The sequence below is a fragment of the Pseudomonas sp. zfem001 genome (assembly GCF_032621725.1).
Taxonomy (GTDB): Bacteria; Pseudomonadota; Gammaproteobacteria; order Pseudomonadales; family Pseudomonadaceae; genus Aquipseudomonas; species Aquipseudomonas sediminis.
On the sequence record NZ_JAVYJI010000002.1, the window covers coordinates 534,692 to 557,856 of the forward strand.

At 54.8% G+C, this 23,165-nt stretch carries 20 protein-coding genes; 10 read left to right on the plus strand and 10 right to left on the minus strand.

Annotated features, from left to right (window positions below; translation table 11 throughout):
* The first annotated feature begins 73 nt into the window (after positions 1–73).
* Positions 74–970 (plus strand): hypothetical protein, encoded by an 897-nt coding sequence (locus RTH74_RS10410; protein ID WP_316914590.1) that lies wholly within the window; start codon positions 74–76, stop codon positions 968–970.
* 28 nt (positions 971–998) lie between these two features.
* On the opposite strand, the gene RTH74_RS10415 is transcribed toward RTH74_RS10410, so the two are convergent.
* Positions 999–1,958 (minus strand): site-specific integrase, encoded by a 960-nt coding sequence (locus RTH74_RS10415; RefSeq protein WP_316914591.1) that lies wholly within the window; start codon positions 1,956–1,958, stop codon positions 999–1,001.
* 182 nt (positions 1,959–2,140) lie between these two features.
* Between RTH74_RS10415 and RTH74_RS10420 the strand changes: the two genes are divergently transcribed.
* Positions 2,141–3,178: a DNA-binding protein gene (locus RTH74_RS10420; protein WP_268177575.1), complete on the plus strand. Its 1,038-nt coding sequence runs from the start codon at positions 2,141–2,143 to the stop codon at positions 3,176–3,178.
* A 390-nt stretch (positions 3,179–3,568) separates the two neighbouring features.
* A complete protein-coding gene (locus tag RTH74_RS10425) occupies positions 3,569–4,723 on the plus strand; it encodes a hypothetical protein (protein ID WP_137006966.1) in 1,155 nt (384 codons plus the stop codon).
* Here RTH74_RS10425 and RTH74_RS10430 read toward each other — a convergent pair.
* The 8 genes from RTH74_RS10430 to RTH74_RS10465 all read right to left on the minus strand — a co-directional run bounded on the left by RTH74_RS10430 (position 4,709) and on the right by RTH74_RS10465 (position 16,136).
* On the minus strand, positions 4,709–6,166 hold the full coding sequence (locus RTH74_RS10430; protein WP_013715599.1) for a TniQ family protein: 1,458 nt from the start codon (positions 6,164–6,166) through the stop codon (positions 4,709–4,711). The genes RTH74_RS10425 and RTH74_RS10430 overlap by 15 nt on opposite strands.
* Positions 6,167–6,168: 2 nt before the next feature.
* Complete coding sequence (locus RTH74_RS10435; RefSeq protein WP_316914592.1) at positions 6,169–7,155, minus strand: ATP-binding protein; 987 nt, start codon at positions 7,153–7,155, stop codon at positions 6,169–6,171.
* A gap of 11 nt (positions 7,156–7,166) precedes the next feature.
* The gene (locus RTH74_RS10440) at positions 7,167–9,053 is read right to left on the minus strand and encodes a DDE-type integrase/transposase/recombinase (protein WP_013715598.1); all 1,887 of its coding nucleotides are present in this window, start codon (positions 9,051–9,053) and stop codon (positions 7,167–7,169) included.
* On the minus strand, positions 9,046–9,678 hold the full coding sequence (locus tag RTH74_RS10445; protein WP_045736087.1) for a hypothetical protein: 633 nt from the start codon (positions 9,676–9,678) through the stop codon (positions 9,046–9,048). Before RTH74_RS10445 ends, RTH74_RS10440 begins: the two co-directional genes overlap by 8 nt.
* 590 nt (positions 9,679–10,268) lie before the next feature.
* On the minus strand, positions 10,269–13,655 hold the full coding sequence (locus RTH74_RS10450; protein WP_316914593.1) for a P-loop NTPase fold protein: 3,387 nt from the start codon (positions 13,653–13,655) through the stop codon (positions 10,269–10,271).
* A gap of 414 nt (positions 13,656–14,069) precedes the next feature.
* A complete protein-coding gene (locus tag RTH74_RS10455; RefSeq protein WP_316914594.1) occupies positions 14,070–14,981 on the minus strand; it encodes a GNAT family N-acetyltransferase in 912 nt (303 codons plus the stop codon).
* Positions 14,982–15,154: 173 nt separating this feature from the next.
* The gene (locus RTH74_RS10460) at positions 15,155–15,589 is read right to left on the minus strand and encodes a DUF2383 domain-containing protein (protein ID WP_179544870.1); all 435 of its coding nucleotides are present in this window, start codon (positions 15,587–15,589) and stop codon (positions 15,155–15,157) included.
* Between the two features lie 82 nt (positions 15,590–15,671).
* Positions 15,672–16,136 carry a ferritin-like domain-containing protein gene (locus RTH74_RS10465; RefSeq protein ID WP_099524131.1) on the minus strand — a complete coding sequence of 155 codons (465 nt, stop codon included), beginning with the start codon at positions 16,134–16,136 and terminating at the stop codon, positions 15,672–15,674.
* A gap of 551 nt (positions 16,137–16,687) precedes the next feature.
* Between RTH74_RS10465 and RTH74_RS10470 the strand changes: the two genes are divergently transcribed.
* Positions 16,688–17,101, plus strand: coding sequence for a CopD family protein (locus RTH74_RS10470; protein ID WP_099524133.1), 414 nt, complete (start codon positions 16,688–16,690; stop codon positions 17,099–17,101).
* 79 nt (positions 17,102–17,180) lie between these two features.
* Here the strand turns inward: RTH74_RS10470 and RTH74_RS10475 are convergent, their stop codons facing one another.
* Positions 17,181–17,639 (minus strand): DUF2231 domain-containing protein, encoded by a 459-nt coding sequence (locus RTH74_RS10475; protein WP_106732306.1) that lies wholly within the window; start codon positions 17,637–17,639, stop codon positions 17,181–17,183.
* A gap of 135 nt (positions 17,640–17,774) precedes the next feature.
* Here RTH74_RS10475 and coxB point away from each other — a divergent pair, with 135 nt between their 5' ends.
* The 6 genes from coxB (at position 17,775) to RTH74_RS10505 (ending at position 23,099) form a co-directional block, all read left to right on the plus strand.
* On the plus strand, positions 17,775–18,665 hold the full coding sequence (gene coxB / locus RTH74_RS10480; protein ID WP_316914819.1) for a cytochrome c oxidase subunit II: 891 nt from the start codon (positions 17,775–17,777) through the stop codon (positions 18,663–18,665).
* A complete protein-coding gene (gene ctaD / locus RTH74_RS10485) occupies positions 18,662–21,193 on the plus strand; it encodes a cytochrome c oxidase subunit I (RefSeq protein ID WP_316914595.1) in 2,532 nt (843 codons plus the stop codon). The genes coxB and ctaD overlap by 4 nt, the downstream gene beginning before the upstream one ends.
* Complete coding sequence (locus tag RTH74_RS10490; RefSeq protein ID WP_316914596.1) at positions 21,193–21,546, plus strand: hypothetical protein; 354 nt, start codon at positions 21,193–21,195, stop codon at positions 21,544–21,546. Before ctaD ends, RTH74_RS10490 begins: the two co-directional genes overlap by 1 nt.
* A gap of 410 nt (positions 21,547–21,956) precedes the next feature.
* Positions 21,957–22,274: a hypothetical protein gene (locus RTH74_RS10495; RefSeq protein WP_316914597.1), complete on the plus strand. Its 318-nt coding sequence runs from the start codon at positions 21,957–21,959 to the stop codon at positions 22,272–22,274.
* A gap of 6 nt (positions 22,275–22,280) precedes the next feature.
* Positions 22,281–22,745 carry a hypothetical protein gene (locus RTH74_RS10500; protein WP_316914598.1) on the plus strand — a complete coding sequence of 155 codons (465 nt, stop codon included), beginning with the start codon at positions 22,281–22,283 and terminating at the stop codon, positions 22,743–22,745.
* A 129-nt stretch (positions 22,746–22,874) separates the two neighbouring features.
* On the plus strand, positions 22,875–23,099 hold the full coding sequence (locus RTH74_RS10505; protein WP_316914599.1) for a PLD nuclease N-terminal domain-containing protein: 225 nt from the start codon (positions 22,875–22,877) through the stop codon (positions 23,097–23,099).
* Positions 23,100–23,165 lie beyond the last annotated feature (66 nt).

The following is a 23,165-nucleotide window of genomic DNA, read 5'->3' on the forward strand; positions in this document are numbered from 1 at the left end:
AGTCCGACCCATTCGGACAGTATGCGGTGAGCTGCATAAGCCGAACACCCACCCCCATGGAGACGTCAGCGTCATGGACAACGCTCGTGATCGTATTACCCAGGAAATTGTTGAGGCCGAAGACCTTAAACTGCTGGCGGCAGTGGATACCTATGGCTACCAATGCCCTGGCTGCCAAACTCAGGCCTTCCCGCGCTCCTACCGCCCGGAGAACTTGGTTCGGGCTCACTTTCAACTGCGTGACCCTCACGTCTCAGGTTGTGAGGTGGAGGGCGAAACCAAAGTTATAGCGCAGGGCAAGCGCGGCAGTGTTCAGCAGGAGTTGGAGACCTCGCCAGGTTTATCGCCCGCCCGGCTGCAGCTAATTGACGACCGTACAATCGTCGATCCTGCGCTTCCTCACACCGAGTCTCAGACACAGAGCGTCAGGCGGTCGGATGGAGCCACTGGCCTGGTGCGCCGAGAGGGACGACGCGCAGCAAACAGTATTCGTCCTATCTGCCGTGCTTTTTTGCGCTTCCCCTTCGATAGGCATCTTTCTTTAGCTATCCCGGGTATTGCCCCAGCGACCTATCAAACCGCCTTCAAGAAACTTCGGTCGAAAGGGTTGGAGCCATGTCCTAATGCGCGCGTTTTCTATGGAGAGCTGGCCTGGACGCCAGCCGCTGAATCGCCCGAACACTTGACCATTTCACTCAACGCGGGCGAATGGGAAGAGAAAAAACTAACGCCTTACCAGGCGGTCGTCCTTTGGAGAGAGTGGTCAGCAGCTGCCCGCGGGCGACTGAAAAATGAGCTGGAAATAGCCCGCCAAGAGAACATGAAAGCCAAAAAAGATAAGCAGGCATCCCGCAGTTATCTCTTCTTTGTGGGTGCCCAGGATGCCAAGAACCCTGCATTTTTCCATGTGCTGGACCATCGACTCATTTGCACCGCACATGACGAGCTGGTGTTCCCAGTGCGCGGCTAGGTGCGGATCGGGGCCGCCGAAGGCGGTCTTATGGCAGTCCCTCGGGCCAGTTTGAGATATGTTGTAGCGCACTCAGCTGCCCAGGGAACACTCCTGTGCTCTCGACATAGCGCAATGCGGATTGACCATCGCTCCAGCCAACGTACTGCATCAGTGCTTTGAGATCCCAGCCGCTGCGGGTAGCCCAGGTGGCAAAACCGCGGCGCAGCGAGTGGCTACTGTACAGCTCCGCAGGCAGCCCTGCCGCCTGCAGGACGGCGCGCATGAGTGGGACAACGCTATTTGGGTGCAAACCCTGCTCACCTAAGTGCCCCCAGCGATCAACTCCACGGAAGACCGGCCCGCGCGCAATGCCCGCCAGGCTGATCCAGTCGACGTAGGCCTGTACCGGGCACAGCCTGGCCAGCGCCGGCGCGCTAAAGGTCTGGCCTTGGTTGTCCCGGTCACCTTTGCTCCAGGGTAGGAACAGTTGCATGCCCTCCCCAGGCCTTACCTGGATGTGCTCGACTCGTAGGCGGCACAACTCATCACTGCGGAACGCCCGCCAGAAGCCGATCAGGATCAACGCGCGGTCACGCCAACAGCGCAGCATCCGCGGCCAGTCGTCCTCGGCACGGGCCTGATCGCCAGTCCGCTCCAACCACAACACGCACTGCTCAAGTTGGAGGAGCTGCAAGGGTTCGGCCTGCTTCTCCTGCCGTGGGTGCAGCGTCCGAATGCCCTTGAGGATCTGGCGGACCAGCGGGGTCTTGGTTGGATCGGGGAAACCTTGGCTGACATGCCACTGCGCCAACGCTGCCAGACGCAGCTTGAGCGTGTTGCTGGACAGCGTGGCGGCGTGATCGACCAGGTAACGCACGATGGCATCGCTGGTCGCCGGCAGAAAGCCGCCCCAGGTCACCTCGAAGTGCTCGAGCGCTTGCTGGTAGCTGCGCCGCGTGTTGGCGCGAGTGCCGGCCTGCAGGTACCGCTCGATGTCCTGGCTCATCTGGGCCTATCCCCCTGGTGTACCGGTGAGCGACTGGCAAACGACGAAAAAGCCGCTTCACCTTGGATAATTCGTGATTACCCAATTCTAGAATAGAAGCAGAACAAAAATAAAATTCTTGATAAAGTGCCATGTATCTACATAGTACATACCACAGAACGAAATTGTCAGGAGGCCCACTTATGGCCCGCGGTGGCGTCAACAAAGCTGTCGTGCAGAAAGCCAGGAATGACCTCCTAGCTCGCGGCATTTACCCCAGCATCGATGCGGTTCGCATCGAACTGGGTAACACCGGCTCCAAGAGCACGATCCACCGCTATCTGAAGGAGCTCGAGGCCGAGAGCGAGCCGACCTTGTCGGGGGATTCGCTGAGTGGACCGCTGACAAATTTGATGGGACAGTTGCTGGACCAACTGAAACAAGAGGCGCAGCAGTCCGTGGTCGAAGCCCACGAAACGCTGAGGCGCGAACGCTCGGCGGTACAGCAGCAGTCGGCCGTATTCGAGGCCCGAATGCGAGACCTCGAATCACAGAGTTCGAGCCTGGCGCAGCAGCTACAAGCAGCTCAGGAGCTGGCTCTTCGAGAACAGCAACAGCGGCAAGTTATCGAAATCGACAACGCTCGAATGGTTCAATCCCTTCGGGATCTGGAGGTGCGCGTCAAAGAGCGCGATGAGCGCATTCAGTCGCTTGAGGACATGCATCAGCACGCTCGTGACGGCATGGAGCATTACCGCCAAGCCAGCAAGGAACAGCGAGAACAGGAGCAGCGCCGCCACGACGCTCAGATCAGCCAGCTTCAGGCCGAGGTACGCCAGCTGCAACAAACGCTGATGATCAAGCAGGACGAGTTGACTCAGCTGAACCGTGACAATGCACGAATGGTCACCGAGGCGCGGCAGCATCAGAAGGATCAGCATGCACTGGAGCAGCTCCTCTCGCAGAGGGATCAGGCTTTGGTGAGCACTCAGAGCGCTCTAACCAGTATGGGGCGTACGAATGAAACGCTGGAGCAGCGATGTCAGGCCCTGCAGGGAGAGGTGGCTCAACTCGATGAGGCCCGCACGGTGCAAACAGAGCAAGTACAGACCCTGGAGCAACAGCTAGCCAAAGCTACTGCCCAATTGAAGGCGCTTGGACATTTGCCACCGCCAGTCCAAGAGCCGGCGTTTAAAAGAGTTAGTACAGGCGACTGCCCTAATCAGTCCTCGGCTAAGTGACAACTATTGGCCCGTAACAGGACATGAATGCCAACGAAAGACAAATTGCGAGAGATGCTCGCGGGCCAGGCAAGGGAATTTCAGCACGCCGGCGGTGAGGTAGTTCTTTATGCCTGGCAGCGTCCACCTTTGGCGAGAGAGATGGCGAATCGGCGTCTGAGCAAGGGGAACCGCACCATCCACCATGAGTTGAATGGGATCTATGGCCATCGCCGAATCAAAGCCGAGTTGGCAGCCATGGGGCATGCGTGTGGTGCCGCTGAGGCTGAGGGTGTTCTGTGACCGTAAGACAGCAATAATGGACGCGCATACCGGTCTGGGCCGTGGGCCAGGTGCAGCCGAGGATCGCACCTACAATCGACGCAGTCAGAGCTAAACTCAGATACGAGCATGCGTGCGCTGCGAGGTCATGCCGCTTTCACAACAGCGAGCGATCCAATAATGAGCCAGCCAGCCGAAGATATACCAAGGGCAAGTGATGCGGAACATTTCGCTTTGGACTTTCCTTACCGAAAGTCGGTGAAAATCCGACGCGACCTGAAGCACTTTGATCTTTGGTTGCAAGCAACCTACGAAATCACGATCGATAGGCCAATCCCTTTAGCCTTTATCTACAAAGACTTCTTTCTCAGCCACGTCGCGCTTTATCCATGCCCGGCGATGCCAGGGCGTTTACTATCAGCGAACCTGGAGAATAAATTGCTTGGGTCAGGGTTACTAAATGCTGATGAGCTTAGTTGTCAGCAAGTAGCCTCGATGGTTTTATCCGTCATCCGGTGGCAACACCATCGATACAAAGCAATAGATGCTCACAAACTACTGCACGAGTTGCTCCCTTTTTACCGACAGTTCCGATGGGTGACGCGCAACAAAGTGTTCACTTATAAATCGGCACAAGAGTCTGCAAGAGTTCTAAACGTCTTCCGGCGCCATTTGGCGCAAAGCCCTCAAGCCGAGCGCGACCTTGCCTTAATCTTACTGACCTGGGGATATGACTTTAGCCCATCCGAGCTTGTCCAGTTGAGCTTTGATAGCATTCAAATAAATCGCAGACCTCTAGAGTGGATGTATCACCGCGCCAACGGCAAAGTGAAGCTGGATCATATGACAGCTGTAAGCACCTTTACCCTCCTTTGCGAAAATGCTGACTTGATGGATTTACAATCCCACTGGCTTATGAATCGCAGGGATGGGGCGCACTGGCGTGCCCTAACCGAAAATGAGGTTGAGATAATCCTGGAGCGCCATTATCGATATGCGGGCGGTTTATATGGATTTGAGCATTACTACGTCCCCGAAGGGCCATCAACACCCGACCTCTTGCCCCAAGAGGAAGCGGCATTTACCAAGGCGTTAAAAAGGTTCACCAAGGACCTGTTTGCTGGTCAGAATTCGACTGAAGAGGAGGATGAAGATGATGACTGGGATGCAGCCGTCCGAAAAATATCACTACAGCGAAGCTCAGCGGACGAAGGACCACCGGTGAATGACGAGCAAGTTGATTGGGATACGGTCATCAAGAATAAAAGTTCAAGCGTTGATTAGACGGAAAACCTTTTGCAAACTCTGGCCATGAAGAGACCTTGCCTCGGCAGATGGTAATCCTGAGTGACTTTCATTACGATCCGTATTCCATGAATGAGCCGATATAAATGTCATGCTCGGTGGACGACCACTCTGTTCACTGAAAACTACAGCCCAACATACGGGGTGCAAAATTCGTCGATATGGAACATCGGTGCAGTCCGGCGCATCTACGCCTTGGGTCAACAACTGTCTCTGCTCCATCTGCCGTTTGAGTAGAGTGACAACTTCACAGCCCAGCATTTGTCGAAGCAACCAGCGCTCGGCTTCAGGACTTGTCTGCCGGAACAGGCTATGCCTTTTCTTCTCCGCTATCCATGCAGCCATTTTCACCCTGCTGCTATGCGCCGAACGCAGTAATTCACATGGCACTTTAGCCTGGCGCCAATAGCATAACCAATCAATGTAAGCGAGCACAGTATAATAGTTAGCAGGCAGTAAAACCCCCTGAACGTCACGCCACAATAGCTCTAAAGATTTGTCAGTTAAACGAATTTCAGCCAAATGGTTTTTCTTGATATTTCTGAAAATCGACTTCGAAATACTAACCAACTCATTGATTAGGATTTCACTCTCCACCCCTACTTCCTCTTGATTTGCCCTAGAGAAGCGCGAGAATGTAGGGTACTGGCGCAGCGCAGATTGGAATGAATGATCACAGGCCATTACTTGCAGATTAGAAAATAGGTCTGCCTCCACTCGCGTAAACTGCTGAACGGAATGCGACAGCTGCAATACATTATCGCAATGAAGATCTGCTGGGCCGACGATATCGAACACAAGGTGCTTGTTCTCGCCACCCAGCATCCTATGGAACTGCCGCAAGCGCTGCATACCATGAGCGCTGATGAACCGTAACGATTGAGGATCACGCCCACATCCAAGCTGGCGACCGCAGCGCCAACAGCCATAGGGATGCTTGAATAAGGCAGCATTAAACTTGTAACTCACAAGTGCAGCGCAGTGCGGGCAATGATTAAGCAAGTCAACAGAGTGTACTGGGCATGCCTCAATGAGCTGATATTGAAATAGCGTGTAATGCCGGCCTTGCGACAAACAAATGGGGCAATATCGAAGCTCAGAAGCCACATGTCTTTCAGGGTCAATAAAAGTTGGCGAAAGAAATAAAGACTTGGCCTGCGTCAGGCTCAGGCCAAATAAGCCTTGTAGGCCAGTCACTCCCAAAGACTCAACATAAGCTAAATGCCTGCAATGTCTATTGCCGGATATTTGAGGGTTACAATGTTGTTTGATGATTTCAATCAGAGCCCCGCCAGCAACAACGTTGAACAATCCAAACCTGGAAAGAATTGAATAAACTGACTCGTATGGAATATATCGCGGCCTTATCCCGCTGTATCTCTGTTTAGAACGCAACAGCTCGTCACGCAGAGTAATGATCATGTCTAGGCTAACGTATTTGCTATTTTAGAGTTGCGGGTGGCAACCGCGAACCAGGACTCTTCAATGAGCGACATACAGACCGCCGGAGAAAGCGAGAAACTCGCGCTATCACTCTCGCAGTATTCAGTCAGGAGGATTTCAATGGTTTTCGTAAAATACTTCATCGGAATCTCCATGTCAGCCTTGATCCCTAGCCCCTTGTAGGACTCTTTGAATGCATCCCAGAGCATATCTCCATAATCTTGCAGTCGAAGTCCGGCGGCAAACGCTTCAGGGAAGAAGAAGCGCGTATAGGGCCAATTACTTCCTTCCGGAAAGACGGCGCTATCATAATAGCCAAGGCACTCTACGAAATCCTCTTTGTCACGAATTCCCCGAAATGAGTGTTCATACAGAAGGAACCGATTAACTATGGCCTCCCCCTCTTCACCAGCTTTTAGCAAAGTTTCTTTATGGCCTAGCAACTGACTCTGCCCCACCAAGATAGGCAACAACGTAACACTTTTCTCCATTAGGGCATTGTATAGATCTTTGATCCAGTCATAGTGAATCGACAGCAATCTTGATGCTTCATCAATGAATAAAATAAAAACCCTACGGGGATCATTAAACGCTGCATCAATAATAAAATTCTTTAATCTGGATTTTTTGATGCTAATGCTGCAATGATCTTCCCATTTGGCATGCCCAACGACCTCCAGCAAAGAGGTATAGAAGCCGCCCTTACTGGGCGACAGATCGCGCTCAGCGAAGAATATAGCCACTGGAATACTTGGAAAATCAATACTTAAACATTGCCTGCAGTACAGCATTGCTCGCGTTTTACCGTAGCGGACGCGCCCATAAATAACCAACCCTGAGTCGAGTCGCTTAATGGCTTTCAGTACCATCGCATAGGTTTCACCGATGGAATAAGTAGGAATTAAATAAGTCTTACTACTTACTGGATGTTCTTCAATTCGGATTGGCCGTATATCTTTGATATCCATACTCCATCCTCTCAGAGCGTGAAGACCTTGGTCAACTTGACACGCTGATGATTAAGTCTCTCTGGCGTATCACCGTCACGGCCCTTAACTGAAGATGGATCTTCACTAACACGCCCCGTTTCCTTGTATAAGGTGGTGGCGACTCTTCGCGAAGTGTCACCAGTAGCCAATTTTAAACGCCGAAAAGCCTCAGTTGGTGTTTCATTACGTGCAAATTGAAATTGCCCCTGCTTCGTAGCCTTCCATAACTCGCTTCGAACTTTGAGACTGTGCGGTTGTAAGTACCAAGGGTGGGGGGCTCTTAGAACTCCCACAAAGGTGCCGTCTTCATCTAATAGCCGAAGAAATGAAACGTCTTCACGTGAATACTCTACAAACATGTGCCTGCCAACGGAGTCACTTCTAAGGACGTCAGGGTTTTTATACTTTAGATATGCAAAGTTAACGTAAGCACCACCGTATTTTGATGAGGTTCGAACGACCACCGATTCCCGAGCCATTGAAAATAAGGTCGGATCCCTGAGAGCGTCAGGCAATGTGTTGGGTGGAAGAGAGTTCTGAGCGCCACAAAGACAGAACACCCCCAGTGGTGAATGACCTTGCAACGACGAGTGGGGCCGACCATTGTAGTCAGAGATCAAAATATCAATGGTACTTTTTAGCTCTTCTAGTGTAAGCAGTAGCTTCAGCGGGTTCTTCGACTTGGGAGATAAGCGTTCAATTATTTTATCTCGACTATCACTGCCGGTCGTGCCAATAATCCTATGCGAATAATGCTGCACAACAAACAAAAAGAATCGCTCAATAATGGCTCGATCATTAGGTGTATGAGGGCGGCCAAACTCAGCAACACACCCTACTCGATCATGAAGAACTCGGACAACATTCGTGGCCTTATGGGCCCAAGCATTATCAAGCTTGAGAGTTGACCAAGTTTCCCAAGCGTAGCCGTGCTCACTTGGGAACCCTCCTGCGGTCGAATAATGAACATTTGGCGTGATCAGGGGCTGCTTTTGATGAGGTGTTAAGCTGTTGAATATAGCTTTTAAAAGATCAATCTGGTCGTACGTATGGCCTAAAGCAATGGAGTATCCCAGTACACAGCGCGAAAAGACATCAATGAGTAGTATTAGCCAAACTCTTAAGATTTCGTATCTGATTGGCTGTCCGAAACTGTCTAATTCTTCAATGACCAATCGGATGTCGAGCATGTGGCCGTCAGTCTCTACCTGCTGCAGAATATCGGTAGGAGGCACATTGTAATTTATGTCAGAGGCATTCCTTTCTTTTTCATCTAGCGCCTTCAACTCTTTGCTCTTCGACCTTAGATGTTCTCTCAAGGCTGAGCGGGCGAGTGTCTTTCGGTTGAATGGATATTGATCATTACTGATCGACAATGATGTGCAATGCACTAAGAATGCATTATGTATAACGTCGAAGCTAACGCCACCTTGGCTCCTTGGCTTATAATTTCGAGCGATTTTTTCCAGCCAGGACTTTATTTCAGGATGATCAGCTATTAGTTTGCTAAATGCCCCGGCATCTCCTTGAGTCACTCCATCATTCGAATAGCCTAGATCTTTCTCACGATTATATTTTTTCTCGCCAATGCGCCTATATGGTATGGCTCCTTTGAAGCCAATAACCACTCCATCCGTATCCAATGCAAGACATCTATTAATGGATCTGTACAGTGTTGCTCGCGAAAGACCATACGCATCTTCTATCTCGCGCAGGGTGGCTCCATTCTTTAGATAAGCTCTAATTGCTTTAATTCTGTTATCTGTTGCCTCTCTTATATCCTCGGCAATAAGATCAACATCTATACACCTCCACGCATCACATGAATTCCCAGCAGCAAGGAACTCACGGCGAGAAAAGCGAGTGGAGTCATTCATGTCTCACCCGGATGACATCTAGCTGAGTTAATCCACTGATTCTTTTGCATCGAACATCAAATAGCCCTACCCTGCCCCGCCTGACAAGCTCAAACAGCAGCGCCGCTGCGCCTTCGCCATATCTAGCCTGCAAGTCATTAACTGAGTTGCTTATTGCTCCCTTGCTTCGATCAATCGAATGAAATGCAAATTCAAGATTCTTCTCAGTGAAGATCTCTCTATATTTGTTAATATACGACAACATGCAAAGCAAATTTTCTGCGTACGTCTGCTCTTCACTCAGGCATTTAGCCCCTAAGAATTCAGCTTTGATATCGCAGCTATCGCAATACTCGATTATCTCAGCTTCAGTATTTTCGGTGACTTCACGCCTGGAAAAGATAAAATGTAAAACGCCATGCATTTCGTACTGAATTGCAACTGATACTTTTTTGCTCTCCAAATTTAAAGTAGCCTGATTTACAAGCACTTCTGTGGCAAAGGGATTAAACTCTAGCCCAGCCCAGCGCCAGAAGCTCGGTCGACAGTAAAGCCTTACCTGGGTATTCTGCTTAGGGCTGTATGCCAGAAACTCAGGCGCGCCCGCCGGCCTACCCCTTGCTTCCAATGTAATAAAGGCTGCCATTTGTATGGCCTCTCAGCTTGTGCACTATAATTCCCTGGCAAATTAGCAGCTTACAAAAGTTTCATATTTGCAGAGCGAGCGTTAAAGTTTCAAATTCTCAAGAATTATGGTGGGAAATTCTGCGCAACTCAGAATCTTTGGAGATAAGAAGCAGATTGGTAATAATTAATTGAATTGAAAATCGCCAAAGGCTATTCAGTCAAAGTCGCTTTTAGCGACTGGGGGAAAAGTTTCAAATTAATTTGTTTTCACTATTACGGAGTCGCAAGTCTACTAGTACCCTGAAGTGAATTCCCAAATCTCTGCGCACTAATGATCCAAATTACGGGATTTCTCCCCCCCCCCCTTTGGAGATTCACTTCGCTTTTCGCTATCTCAAGCCTACGCCGCCGGGCGGGTCCGAATCGATTCGTCTTGTGGATCAAAAGGCTGTTCGGGAGCTCGAAGAGGATATTGCCCAAGTATCGTGATGACCCAGATATCTGCTCCGCAGGCATGGGACGTTTGCCCAGCGACACAGCATTCATCGTGTCTAGAAGTTCATGCTGCTCCGCCATCTCCAATGCCCGGTTCTAAACCGGGACAGTCCGTCACGCGTCTTGCTCAGGTTCCGGATCACGCGCGGTCCTCTTGAGCGACTGGATCAAGCGCTTGAAGCCTTTGGTTTGAGCAAACTTTTTGTAGAGGACAGGGGTGATTTCAGACAGCTTGGCAACAGCCTCCCCCATCGTATTCCTAAGTTCTGTCGAGTACCTGAACGCCGCGATCTGCTCCGCCTTTGCATCGAAGAATTTGGCCAAGTCTGGAAGACTGTCGGGGTTGCGGCTCAGGTATGCCAGGTACAGGACGATTCGTTGAACCTCTTGCGGATTAGACGGTTGAGCATCCGGAATCAGATGGCCATATTTCGAAAGCGGGACTGCGAAATCGTCAGGTTCCACTGACTCCGCAAAGAGCATCGTTCTCAATCGGATACCGATGACGTCACGCTGCTGGGCATCAAGCAACTTGAGCAGCGAATCCATCATGTCGTACTGGGCCGCTCCCCACGGCGAAGTCACGGTACCGTTCGCGAGAGAGGTAAGCACGTTGATCAAAGCATCGCTGACAGCCGCCATCGACTGAATGGGTACGTCATTACTCACTATCCCATTCAGGATTGCCTGGTGTTGTTTGGTCCCTGCCGAGATGATCTGTACCCACTCATCACGATTCCTCTTCTCACTCGCGAGCTGCTCAAGTAGACCCGCACGCGTTTTCGGTAGCACATTTTCATCCGCTTCCATGACGACAGTGATCAATCGGACATCCGCTTTCAGAGCATCCTTGGAGACTTCGGCAATACGAGCGTCCCAAGGTTTGAGCCAAGCCGCGACATCGGCTTCAGCAAGGCCAGCCTTCGAAAGCGCCTTGGTAATCACACTAAATTTGGCAGTAACCTTGTCGCAGCTCAGGGCCCCAATACGCTGCTCTTGAATCAGGTAAGCCAGGTAGGTAGCAACCGATTCACCCACTTGGGGGTCGTCAACCAGTTGGAACAAAGCGGCTGTGGTAAGCGAGGCGTTCGCCAGAGCCCGGAAGGCTGACGACTCGAAAACACCATCCAGATTATCGAGTTTGGCGAGTGAATCAGCGTCGTTTTGCCGAATGTATGTCACCGCCGCCACCGCCTTGATCAGCGGACTGACACTATTCCCCAGCAACGTTGTAATCGCGGTGTTGATGACGTGGTCGACTTTCGCGGCCAACCCAAGTCCCAGCACCGCGCTATCAACTTCGCCGGCAGCACCTGTGAATTGCGCCAAGATGGCCACGTCATCAGCCGAGATACCACCGGCAATACCGCCTCCAAAATTACGTTCGCCGTACAACCATTCGAGCGCAGGCACGACGTGATCGGCCGGCAAAACAGATATACCTATCTGGTGATCATCACAGCTGACCAGTTGCGCGTGTGCATCTGCCAGACCCGCGCTCGCAAAGGTAAACCCACTGGCCTTGATCACTTTGAGATGGGCAATATCAGGCAGCAAGTGCATAACGTATTCGGAACGTTTAACTACGACTTCTTCAAACTCCAGCCCTAACGCTTGTAAATAATGGTCGTATTCCTCCATGAAGCTCCAGGCCGGTTTCAGCTGCTCAGGATCGAACGCAGAGTTCAGTGTTTTCAGCAGGCTGGCTTTCAGCTGGCCGCCATGAGCACTCAGCAACTGCCCCTTCAACCCATGGCCTATGCAATAACCTACTGCTTTGTAGAATCCCTCAGACCCTACCTTAGATTCGCCGAACAACTCCAGGTGCGCGCTATTGAGCAGTTCCAAGAGAGGCTCAATCCAGTCTCCTTCTCGTTCCTGATGTGCCTCGGAAATGGTTGGCAGCAGAGAAGCCAGCGGTGGACGCTGGGATAGGAGTCGCTTCATAGCGTCAGAGAAGCCGAACAGTGAAGTAAGCCTGCCCAACTCCTCCTGATCCTCGTTGGCAAAGGCTTCTGCCAATGGCGTGTCCAAAAGCTCGGCGATCGCGATATCACCCGTAGTCAGATAATGAATCTGCAAGAACTGGATCTGCCACCCGGTATCCATGGAATCGCCAAGGGTGGCACTCAGCAAGGTTTTAGTCTCCTTGACCAGCCCAGTTTGTTCCTCGCCAATTTCTTTCTGATAAGTTTCCGAGAAACCATCCGTGCGCAGTACCTCCACCAACGAAAGGTCGGCATATTTGCAGAGCAGAAGATGACTGGCGATAGCAAGGAGGCTGATCTCCTCTCCCACCACCAATGCTGTCGTGGCGATGTCGTTGATGAACTTCTTTTGCAGCCGGGGCGTGACCAGGTTGTTGACCATGGGGCTGTGGCGCTGCAGCAGTTGTGCGCACTGCTCGATGACGTTCCCGTCAACATCCGGGAAGCTATGGCTCCACAACTGACGGAAGCCATCTTTCCATCCCGAGGTTATGACAGGTGGAGAACGGAAAACCACCGGAAATTTTTTCGCTATGAAGTCCCTAGCATCGTACCGACGATCACCGTCTGCCTTCAGGTAATCCGCCACCTTGTTTGAGCAAAACGGAACGATCACCGTCAGATTCGCAGCCTTGGTTGCAACCTCAATAAAGATCTCCAGGTCGCTCCAAACTGACCGTAGGCTGTCCTTTGGCAGGCGATCAAGGTTGTCCAAGATGATGACAAAACGCTTGCTTTCAACCACTTTTAGCTGTTCGAGAAGCGTCTTTTTGAGATCAAGGGGCGTCACCTCTTTGCCAACCTCAATCTTCTCCTCAATATGATCGTCACTAGAGCCTTTAAATAGGCTCAGAAGGCTCCATTTTTGGGCGCCGACCCGCACCTTCCTATGGAAAAATTTTGCAGCGCCAAGGATCAGGACAGGGCTCAAAAGGGAAAAAAGGTGCACCGCAATTAGCCACCAAAACGGGTCTTGCAAGGTGTTGGTAAGCGCTGCGGCTTCGGGCGAAGTCCCTGTGATGGCCGCATGAGTGCTGCGCGAAAGTGCAAAAAGCTCCCGGAATGAGGTCGCAGCGAAAAACAGGCTGGCGACCAGTGCCAACGCCCAGGCACTGATCCGACTTGTTGTTCGTTTGTTGTACTCGAACAAGCGCCCGAGAGCTCGATCGCGAGAGGCCTTCAGGGCCTCCGCATCCCTGCTGAAATGAGGTACTTCTTTAAGTACCTCATCGGTGAAAAGCTCGATGAAATTGCTCTTCGTAGATCCTTGGTAGTTCTGCTCGCAGTCGAAGAACCAGACCCTGAAATCAGAGTCAGCAGTCACCAGCTTTGTCTTCAACATACTCAGAATGGAGCTCTTACCGGAGCCAAACTCACCATCTAGACCCACAACCTTTGAAGGGCCGTCACCCAGCAAATGACCGTGGATTGCGTTCGCCACCTTGTCATGGCTACCGCCGGGGAAAACGTCCTGAGTTGCAGGGTGTTCAGTATGGAAATTGATCGGCCGCATAGAAGTCCTTTTATGCCATCCCGGCGCGTCATGTCATCCCCGTGTGCGGAGAATGTTGCTGGCGCCCGATTGCCCCTAATCAAGCAATTTCATCACTGATGACGCCAGCTCTGAATAACACCATATGTAGCGATGAGTCTGCCAAGAACCACAAAATAGTGACATATTACATAGATGGCAAGCTGCCATAAAACAAGTCTACAGCGACTCAGAGAGCGCCTTTGACTGTATGGTTTTGCGGCCAACAACACCCATGCAGGTAGAGACCGGCGCAAGTGCACACCTGATGCACGTAGACAGGAAGAGCGATCAGACCCAAAAGTCTGAACCAGCTTGGGCTACCCCCGCTCCGGTAGACACTTCCCGGCCTCATAACGAGGCGCCTGATGAAGTAACGATGAGTCAAAGGAGCGATTACAGATGGTAATCGCCCGCAGCTTCCGGTTGATAAAGCACTTTACTGATCTCGATCCGGAGAGTCCGATCGGAAATCCGCCAGTCGATGGCGTCTCCCTCCTGGTAGCCGAGAATGGCCGCGCCGATATCGGAACACACCGAATATTTGCCGGCGCGGCTGTCGGCGTCTTCGGGATAGACCAAGGCCACTTCGATCTCTTCGTCGTCCAGTTGCAGCAAGGCCCTGGAGTTCATCGTGACGACATTGTGTGCCACTTCCTCTGGCTTGACGACAACAGCACGCTCGAGTTCATGTTCGAGCTCGACAATGGCCGGCCCCTCCTCGAGTGCGATCAGGTTCTCGAGCCTGGCCTTGTCGATTTCAGTGATTTGGATTCCTGTAACGTCGGTACCGGCACTTTCGCGTAGGAACTGGCGATAACATCCCGCCGTCATGGAAAACGATTTCAATGTCGGCGTTTCGTTCTCGAGCATAAAACCGCTGCGCACAAAAGCTTTCAGCGAGCGCACGTTGTCCGGGTGGATCTTGGCGATGAGCTTCTCGGCGCGCATGTCGAGAAAAGCCAGTTTCATGCCTTCGCGGATCGTACGGGCGCCGAGGTTTCGGCCCCATTTGTTACTGTCTCCGATGACCAGGACGATCTCGCACTCCCGGCCGGTCTTGACCAGACGGACAAAGCCCACCGGTTCGTCATGTCGGTCATAGGCCATGAAGAAACGGCCGCCCCGGTTGAACAGATGGGTCAGGATCGGCAACTGCGTCCGATCGATGACTTCCGCGATGGAACGGGAAACATGACGCGAGTCGCTCAGATAGCAGGTTACGCGCTCATCCTGCAACCACTCCATCAGCGTCAGCGCGTGTGCCCGAGTAATTTCAGGGCACAGCGAAATGAAAGGCTTGTTCATCTTCACCACACACTTATATGTAAAGAATGAAAGCCCTTCATGGCTATGGCCATGACGGTTCTTTCGGCGACCGGTTACTTTAAGCCATAACGCGAGTAACGCCGAACCGTCTGCGCACTTTTCTCTTCGACAGCCTGAACAACGGGCTGAGCCGCCCTCTCCTGCAGTTGCCGCTACAACTGCGTGCGTATGACTCTTTCGAATTCCACACTGCGGCTGCTGTGCTCCTGCAGCTGCTGACGGAACTGTGGTGACAGCTGCTCCGCGAGCACTTGCTCGAAACCATGGCGAATTTGTTTTTCGGTGTGCAGTGCCGCGCGTAAACGGGCGCGGCCGCGCTCAGGCAACAGCGAGGCGCTCAAACTGTTCCACGCATGGCGAAGTACGCCGAACAGGCTGGGATGCTGTGTCGGTCGGCCGCCATAGGTAACGATCTGATTGCGCAGGCAGTCCATCAAGACCAAGCATTGCTGTTCGCGCTCAGCGAATAGCCGCTGCTGTTCGGATTTACTCGTGCTGCCTGCAAGACGTCGATAGCTCAAGCTGGCGTCGTGGCACGTCAGCAGAAGGTGGTTGAGCTGGGCGATGGTCTTGTCCAACGTCGGCATGCACTACTCCTCCCCTGCGTGCTCGAATGCAAAGAACTGACGCCGGGTGCGCGCAATGCGCACGCCCGGCAAGCTGGAGCAATCAGCTTCTTGCGCGTTCGACGTTGCGCAGCGCGCGCACTTCATCGTGATTGCGCAGCACGCCCTGGTACTGACGCTCGACCAGGCTGCGGATTTGCGGTGGCAGATTCTTGGTCAGCGCTTCGCTGTAACGCTCCTTGGCCACGTCTTCGCCGCGTTCGGCTTCGTTGAGAATGGCCTCTTCATCCTTGCCGGTGACCAGTGATTTCAGGTCGACCCAACGGCGGTGCAGGTCTGCACTCACGCTGGTGCTATCCTCGGGTTCGCCACCCAGTTCCAGGACGGTTCGTTGCAGCTCTTCCGCCGCTTCGGCGCATTGCCGCGAGCGCTGCGAGAACAGTTGCTTCATGTCGGGGCGTTTGACGTCTTCGGCGCAGACCTTGAAGCCGGCCTCGCCGTCCTTGCTGGTTTCGATCAGCTTGTTGAGGGTGCGTACCAGGTCTTTACGGTCGTCGGTGAGATCCATGTGTCGTCTCCGGGCCGGCTAAACGGCCATTGCTTGGTGGTATGTCCCGTCTTGGGGCCTACATGGATTCCGACGTGCAGGCTGCGCTGATCGTTCAGGGAATATTCCAAGCGGCAAGTTGAGCCGGCTTCAGGTATGCACGCATCTGTTGATACCTCGACCCGCATGCCGAGGGCGTCTTCGCGGTCATGAACCCTTAGCGCTGGGTTTCAATTTTTTGCGTTTCGATGGCTGTGCTGATCATCACAGGCCCGGCAAAAAGCTTGAACGCATGCCACCAGTGCAACTCTGTCTACTTCAGGGGAGTTCTGTCAGGGGCCGTTTCGTGACCTGACCGGCGCGATTGCGCCAAATCGAACGAGCATCTTGCTTCCCCAGGGCCGCCGCAGCGTCTCCTCCTTCTCCTTGCGGCGGTTCCTTCTTTTTACCGGAGACGATCCCGGCTCGCTCTGGAGAGTGGCCGAACTCAAACACCATCAGGCAGTCACAACGTCGTGGCCTGCCCTCCAGGGCCACGTGCTCACAACGAACGGACGCATGGGAGAGCATCGATGCCACTGCTCAAACTGCTGCATTTCATGGCGCTGATCTGCTGGTGCGGCGCGCTGCTGTACCTGCCTGCGATGATCGCAGCCGGCACCCGCAGCAGCGATGAACTGTTCTATCGCGACCATGCCCACCTCACACGCACTGTCTTCAACCTGCTCGCCACGCCAGCTGCCTTGCTGGCCATCGGCTCGGGCACCGCGTTGTTTCTACGTGAAGCGATTTTTGACCCCTGGTTGATCCTCAAGCTCACCACTGTCGCCGGGATGGTGCTCTGTCACGCCCTGTGCGGCGTACTGATTCTGCGCATCGAACGTGCCGCCGAACCTGCACTGCGGCGCAACTGCCTGCTGATTGGCCTACTGCTGAGCGCCCTGATCGGCGCCACGCTGTGGCTGGTGTTGGCCAAACCTTTCTGATCACGGAGTACCCGAGAATATGCCCGGCCTGCCCCGCTCTCTCTACCGTCCAGTAGCTGGCAAGCCGAAGCCGATTCGCTCAGCGTGTATCGACGCCCACGCCGTGTTCGTACACCAGGCGCCCGCCCAGGTAAGCCGCCAGAGCGATCAGCGCGGCGGTCAGCAGCGACAGATACAGTGCCCAGCGTTCCATGCCCTGCTCCGGCCCGGCGTAACGCAACAACCAGTTGAGCGATGCCAGCGACAGCATCATCACGGCGATGATGGCGTGGCACCAGGCGGTGATCTTGCGCCGGATGCTGCCAACCGTAAGCAGATCGACCAACCCCGCCATGCTCGCCACCCAGCCACCGAAGGCGCCGACGCCAGCCAGCCAGAGACTTGCGCGCGCCCAGAACGGATCGGCCAACAGCAGATAGGCGATGTCGGTCGCCACCAGACCCAGCAGCGCGGCCACGGGAAAGTGGATCATCATCGGGTGCAGCGGATGTCCGGCGATGGCGGCGCGACTGACGATAACTTCCTTTATTTCGGCCATCCCGGCCTCCTTGAGCAGGTCAAACGTAAGCGCCATTGGCTGACGCCCTGTTTCAAGTTGACCACGCTGACGCTAGCAGTTCCGTTTCTCGTTGCCTGCGAGGGGCCGCAATCGGCGCTCGACCCGGCCGGGCCGATGGCGCGCGAGGTGGCGATCCTGTGGTGGGCGATGTGCGCCTTCGCCACCCTGGTGCTGATCGTGGTGACCGCGCTGTGGGTGCACGCCATGCGCCGCGAACGGCCGCAAATGGATGCCGCCCGTGCACGCCAGCTGACGTTGCGCTGGCTGGTCGGCGGCGGACTGCTGTTACCAACCCTGAGCGTGCTGCTCTTGCTGCTGTTCGGCATTCCCATTGGCCACCGCATGCTGCCTTTGCCCTTGGCCGGTGAACAGCCGATGCGCATCGAGGTGATCGGCCATCAATGGTGGTGGGAGGTACGCTACCCGGACAGTGGGGTGGTCACCGCCAATCAGCTGCACCTGCCGGTCGGCAGGCCGGTGGACCTCGACGTCACTAGTGCCGATGTCATTCATTCCTTCTGGGTACCGCGCCTGGGCGGCAAGATCGACATGATCCCCGGCAGGGACAACCGCATCCGCCTGCAGGCCGATCAGGCCGGCACCTTTCGTGGCCAGTGCTCAGAGTTCTGCGGCACGCAGCACACCCACATGATTCTCGATGTGCAGGCTCACGACGAAGAAGACTTCGCCAACTGGCTGCAGGCGCGCCGCGAACAACAGGTCAGCGCCCTGCCCGGTCCGGCTGGTGAGGTGTTCGCCGCGCGTTGCGGTCAGTGTCATCGCGTGGCAGGCGTGAGCGAAGGGAATCGCGCGCCGGATCTCAGCGATGTCGGTGCGCGATCGATGCTCGGCGCCGGCGTGCTGAGCAATGAACCAGGCTCACTGTTGCGCTGGCTGCACGAGCACCAGCGGCTCAAACCCGGTAACGCCATGCCGCTGCATGACGATCTCGACCCCGACCACCTCAGCGCCATCGCCGACTGGCTGGAGACCCTGCGCCCGTGAGTACGCCAAGCAACGAACAGGTTGCCGCCCAGGAACAACTGCACGATCAGTTCAACGACGTATGGGGCAACCCGCGCGGCTGGAAGTCGCTGACCATCGTCAATCACACCACCGTCGGCATTCGTTTCATGCTCACCGGGCTCGGGTTCTTCCTGTTCGGTGGCCTGCTGGCGATGCTGGTGCGCACGCAGCTGGCCATACCGGGCTACGACTTTCTCGAGCCGGACGTTTACAACCAGGTCTTCACCATGCATGGCACGGTGATGATGTTTCTCTTCGCCGTACCGATGATGGAAGGTCTGGCGGTCTACCTGATTCCGAAGATGCTCGGCGCGCGTGACCTGGTGTTCCCACGGCTGTCGGCGCTGGGCTACTGGTGCTACCTGTTCGGTGGGCTGATTCTCTGTGCCAGTCTGCTGCTGGGCATCGCGCCAAAGGCTGGCTGGTTCATGTACACGCCGCTGTCCAGCGCGGTGCATACGCCCGGGCCGAACTCGGATTTCTGGCTGATCGGCATCACCTTCGTGGAAATCTCGGCGGTGTCGGCCGGTGTCGAGCTGGTCGTGTCGATCCTGCGCACCCGCGCCGAAGGCATGTCACTGAACAAGATGCCGATCTATGCCTGGTACATCCTGGTGATGGCCATGATGATCGTGGTCGGTTTTCCGCCGTTGATCCTCGGCAGCATTCTGCTGGAACTGGAGCGCGCGGTTGGCCTGCCGTTCTTCGAAGTGGCGCGCGGCGGTGACCCGATTCTCTGGCAGCACCTGTTCTGGCTGTTCGGCCATCCCGAGGTGTACATCATCTTCCTGCCGGCGGCCGGTATCGTTTCGACCCTGCTGCCGGTGTTCTGCCAACGCCCGCTGGTGGGCTACCGCTGGGTGGTGCTGGCGATCCTCACCACCGGCTTCATCAGCTTCGGCCTTTGGGTGCACCACATGTTCACCGTGGGCATCCCACAACTGGCGCAGGCGTTCTTTTCCGCCGCGAGCATGCTGGTGGCGATCCCGACCGGCATCCAGGTGTTCGCCTGGATCGCCACGCTGTGGGTCGGGAGGCCGCTGTACCACGTGCCGATGCTGTGGCTGGTGGGTTTTCTGGTGATATTCGTCTGCGGCGGGCTGACCGGTGTGATGCTGGCCCTGGTGCCATTCGACTGGCAGGTGCACGACACCCACTTCGTGGTGGCGCACATGCACTACGTGCTGGTGGGTGGCATGTTCTTCCCGCTACTGGCCGGCATCTATTACTGGCTGCCGCACTTTTCCGGGCGCATGCCGTCGGTACGCCTTGGCAAGTGGGGCTTCTGGCTGGTGTTCATCGGCTTCAACCTGACCTTCCTGATCATGCACTGGACCGGCCTGATGGGCATGCCGCGGCGGATCTACACCTATCAGTCCGGTCTGGGCTGGGACCTGCCCAACCTGATTTCCTCGATCGGCAGCTTCATCATGGCCATCGGCATCGCCACGGTGCTGCTGGATATCGTCCTGCACTTTCGTTTCGGCCAGAAGGCCACGAAGAATCCCTGGAACGCAGACACCCTGGAGTGGAGTACGCATCTGCCGCCCAGCCCCTACAACTTCGTCAGCCTGCCACCGGTGCGTACGCGCCACCCGATGTGGGAGCTGCCTGATCTGGAAGAACGTATCGACCGTGGCGAGTTCGCCTTGACCGTGATCGACCACGGCCGGCGTGAAACCTGGGGCGTAGAGCCGCTGACCGGCAAGGTGCGCGAGATCATCCACCTGCCTGGCAATAGCTGGTGGCCTTTCGTCGCTTCGCTGTTCATCGCCTTCACCTGCCTGGGGCTGCTGAGCAAGTTCTACTGGGTCGCGCTGGTGGCCAGCATCGTTGCCGTGCTGGTGCTGCTGCGCTGGAGCTGGGAGAACGGCGCGCACCCGCTGGCGGCGCCGGACGCGCGGGTACAGCCTGGCGAGCCGCCGCTGCACTCACGCACCTGTGATGGCCCTGGCTTGTGGGGCATGGGCGTGACCCTGCTGGCCAACGGTGCCTTGTATCTGGCGCTGCTGTTCGGCTGGTTCTATCTATGGACGGTATCGCCGAACTGGCTGGTGCCGGACGACCCGGTAATCGATCAGCGCTTGCTGCTGGCCAGCGCCGTATTGCTGAGCGTCGCCGTGCTTTGGCAGCGCCCGGTATTGCGCCGTCTGCGTCAGGGCCAGGGTGAACCTGCTGCGTTGATCACCTGTTTTGTCGGCACCGCGCTGCTCGGCGCGTTGCACGCTGGGCTGCTGCTCTGGGCGATCCTGGCTGGAGACCTGGCACCGCGCGCCACCGCGCATGATGCAGTGATCGTAGTGATGCTCGTCTACAGCCTCGCGCACGGGGCGCTGGCGACCATTCTCAGCGCCTTGCAGGCCCTGCGTGTGCATTACGGCTATGTATGCAAGCGCACGCCCTACGAGCCTTTGGTGGTCGAGCAATTCTGGCAATACAGTCTGGCCGTGATGTGGATCACCTACTGCAGCGTGGTGCTGTTCCCGCCCACCTTCGGAGGTGTGTGATGCAGCCGTTACGCTCCCCCTACAACCCGATCCACATTCCCCTCGGGCTGGTGCTCTGGAGTATCTGGTTCGTCGCGCTCTATGGCGGATTATCGGTTGGTTGCGCCCTGGCTCCGCCTGATCCTGCTCAGGGGCAATGGACCTGGCTGAACGGTCTGCTCACTCTGTTCAGCCTGTTCACCATGGCGGCCCTGCTGGGTTTGGCCTGGCTGTTTCAGCGCGCCGCCAGAAACGAGCGTGAAGGTCAGTCTGCACGCTTCGTGGCTCGCCTCGCGGCAGGCGTGAACCTGATCGGCGCTATCGCCACCGTCTTCGTCGCCCTGCCTACCTTGAGCCTGCCGCCATGCCTCTGATTCCCCTCGCCCTCCTCCTTCCATCTGGTACTGCCGCTGCCGCAATGACGAGCGGTATTCGGTGGAGCGCAGACTTCAGGCGCACCAACCTCTTGTACAACTTCTATCCAGGTTTTTTGCCAGCGGTCGGCGCTCGCTGAAAAGCGTGGGACGGATTTGCTTCAGCGTATTTTTCTGTCGCTGCGAAGCAGTTCACTTATTGCTGGAGGCAAGGTGCTGTGTTCAAACAATAAAGTCTTGAATGCGATAATCGAGGCATGGATAGGCACCGACAATCAACTTCCCCACTGCAAACCTGTATAACTTTGGTAGATGATGTCATTTTGATTTTTTTTAATACCAATCGTCCCAACTGTTGGTATGCATCAAATACGCCGTTATGTTTGATGAGTGCTATTAAGGAGAAACTCATGAAACATGATTTGGAAAACATCAGATCGGCGTTATCCAGTTACCAGGTTGAGATGACACCCAGGCCGGACGGCAGCGTTGTGCTTACCGTTGCCAATGCAGAGCGTCAGCTAGTCCGAGTTCTTGATGGAAGCTGTTCGACGCAAGAAGTTATTCGCCTGATTCATTTCGACATGGCTCTGGATGAAGATGCGGATTCAGTCAATGAGGCAGTCAAGCACTGCAGCGCCACACAATTACCTACCTACTCGCGCGAGCCGCTTTTCCGTACACGCGCCTCTCGCTTATGGGCCATGAGAAAGCTCGAAAAGAAATGAGGAGATATGCTCGTGCCCAGATACAACGATTCGAGGACGGCTCTAAACAAGCCGGAAGATCTGCTGGGACGAATCAGACGGCATATGCCCTATCGGCATCAGTTGATGTACGAGTGGCCTTACATGGCTGGCTCCACATGCCTGGTAGTGTTACTGATCTGGCAGCCTTTTCAACCGTCCGCATTGGCGGTGATGCTGTCCCAGCCTCAACCCGAAACGCAGATGATGCAGCGTTCTTTGCAGGAGATCGACTCAAACTGCTATCAGGTTCACAGCGAAGCCCTGAACGCCCCACACTGCGAAGACTGTGACAAGGACACTGCCGCTGCTGCGCAGCCTGACGCAGAGTTCGAGTTTACCCGCTCGATTCTGACCTGCAGAGACATACACCGTGATTCGCTGCACGACAGCGGCACGCACAGCCCTAAAAACATGATGATCGAAGTGATCAAGCCAAATCACTCTTTCTAGCTGCACTTGACGCCCTCGGCTGGTATTTCCGGCCTTTATCCTGCCCTCACTGTTTCCGCATTCCGATTTCCTGAGCGAATTATCGGAGTGGCTGTCGACATGTATGGACCTTGTTGAAGGAGACATGTCATGCCGGATTCAGTCATTTACTTTTCCATTTCCATAGCTGCAATTCTCGTCCTGGTACATCTGTGGGCGGTAATCAGTGTGTTTCGCAGCGACAAGAGCGTCGGAACCAAAACACTTTGGGCTCTGCTTATCTGGATATTCCCAGTTCTTGGGCTAATTGTCTGGGGTATTGCCGGTCCACGTGGTCATGGTGAAGGCCCAACTTCTCCAGAGCACAGCAAGTGATCGATATAATATTTTTTAATGCCCATAGGAAGTTACTCGGCGTGCGAGTGCCGGCAAAGTAAAACA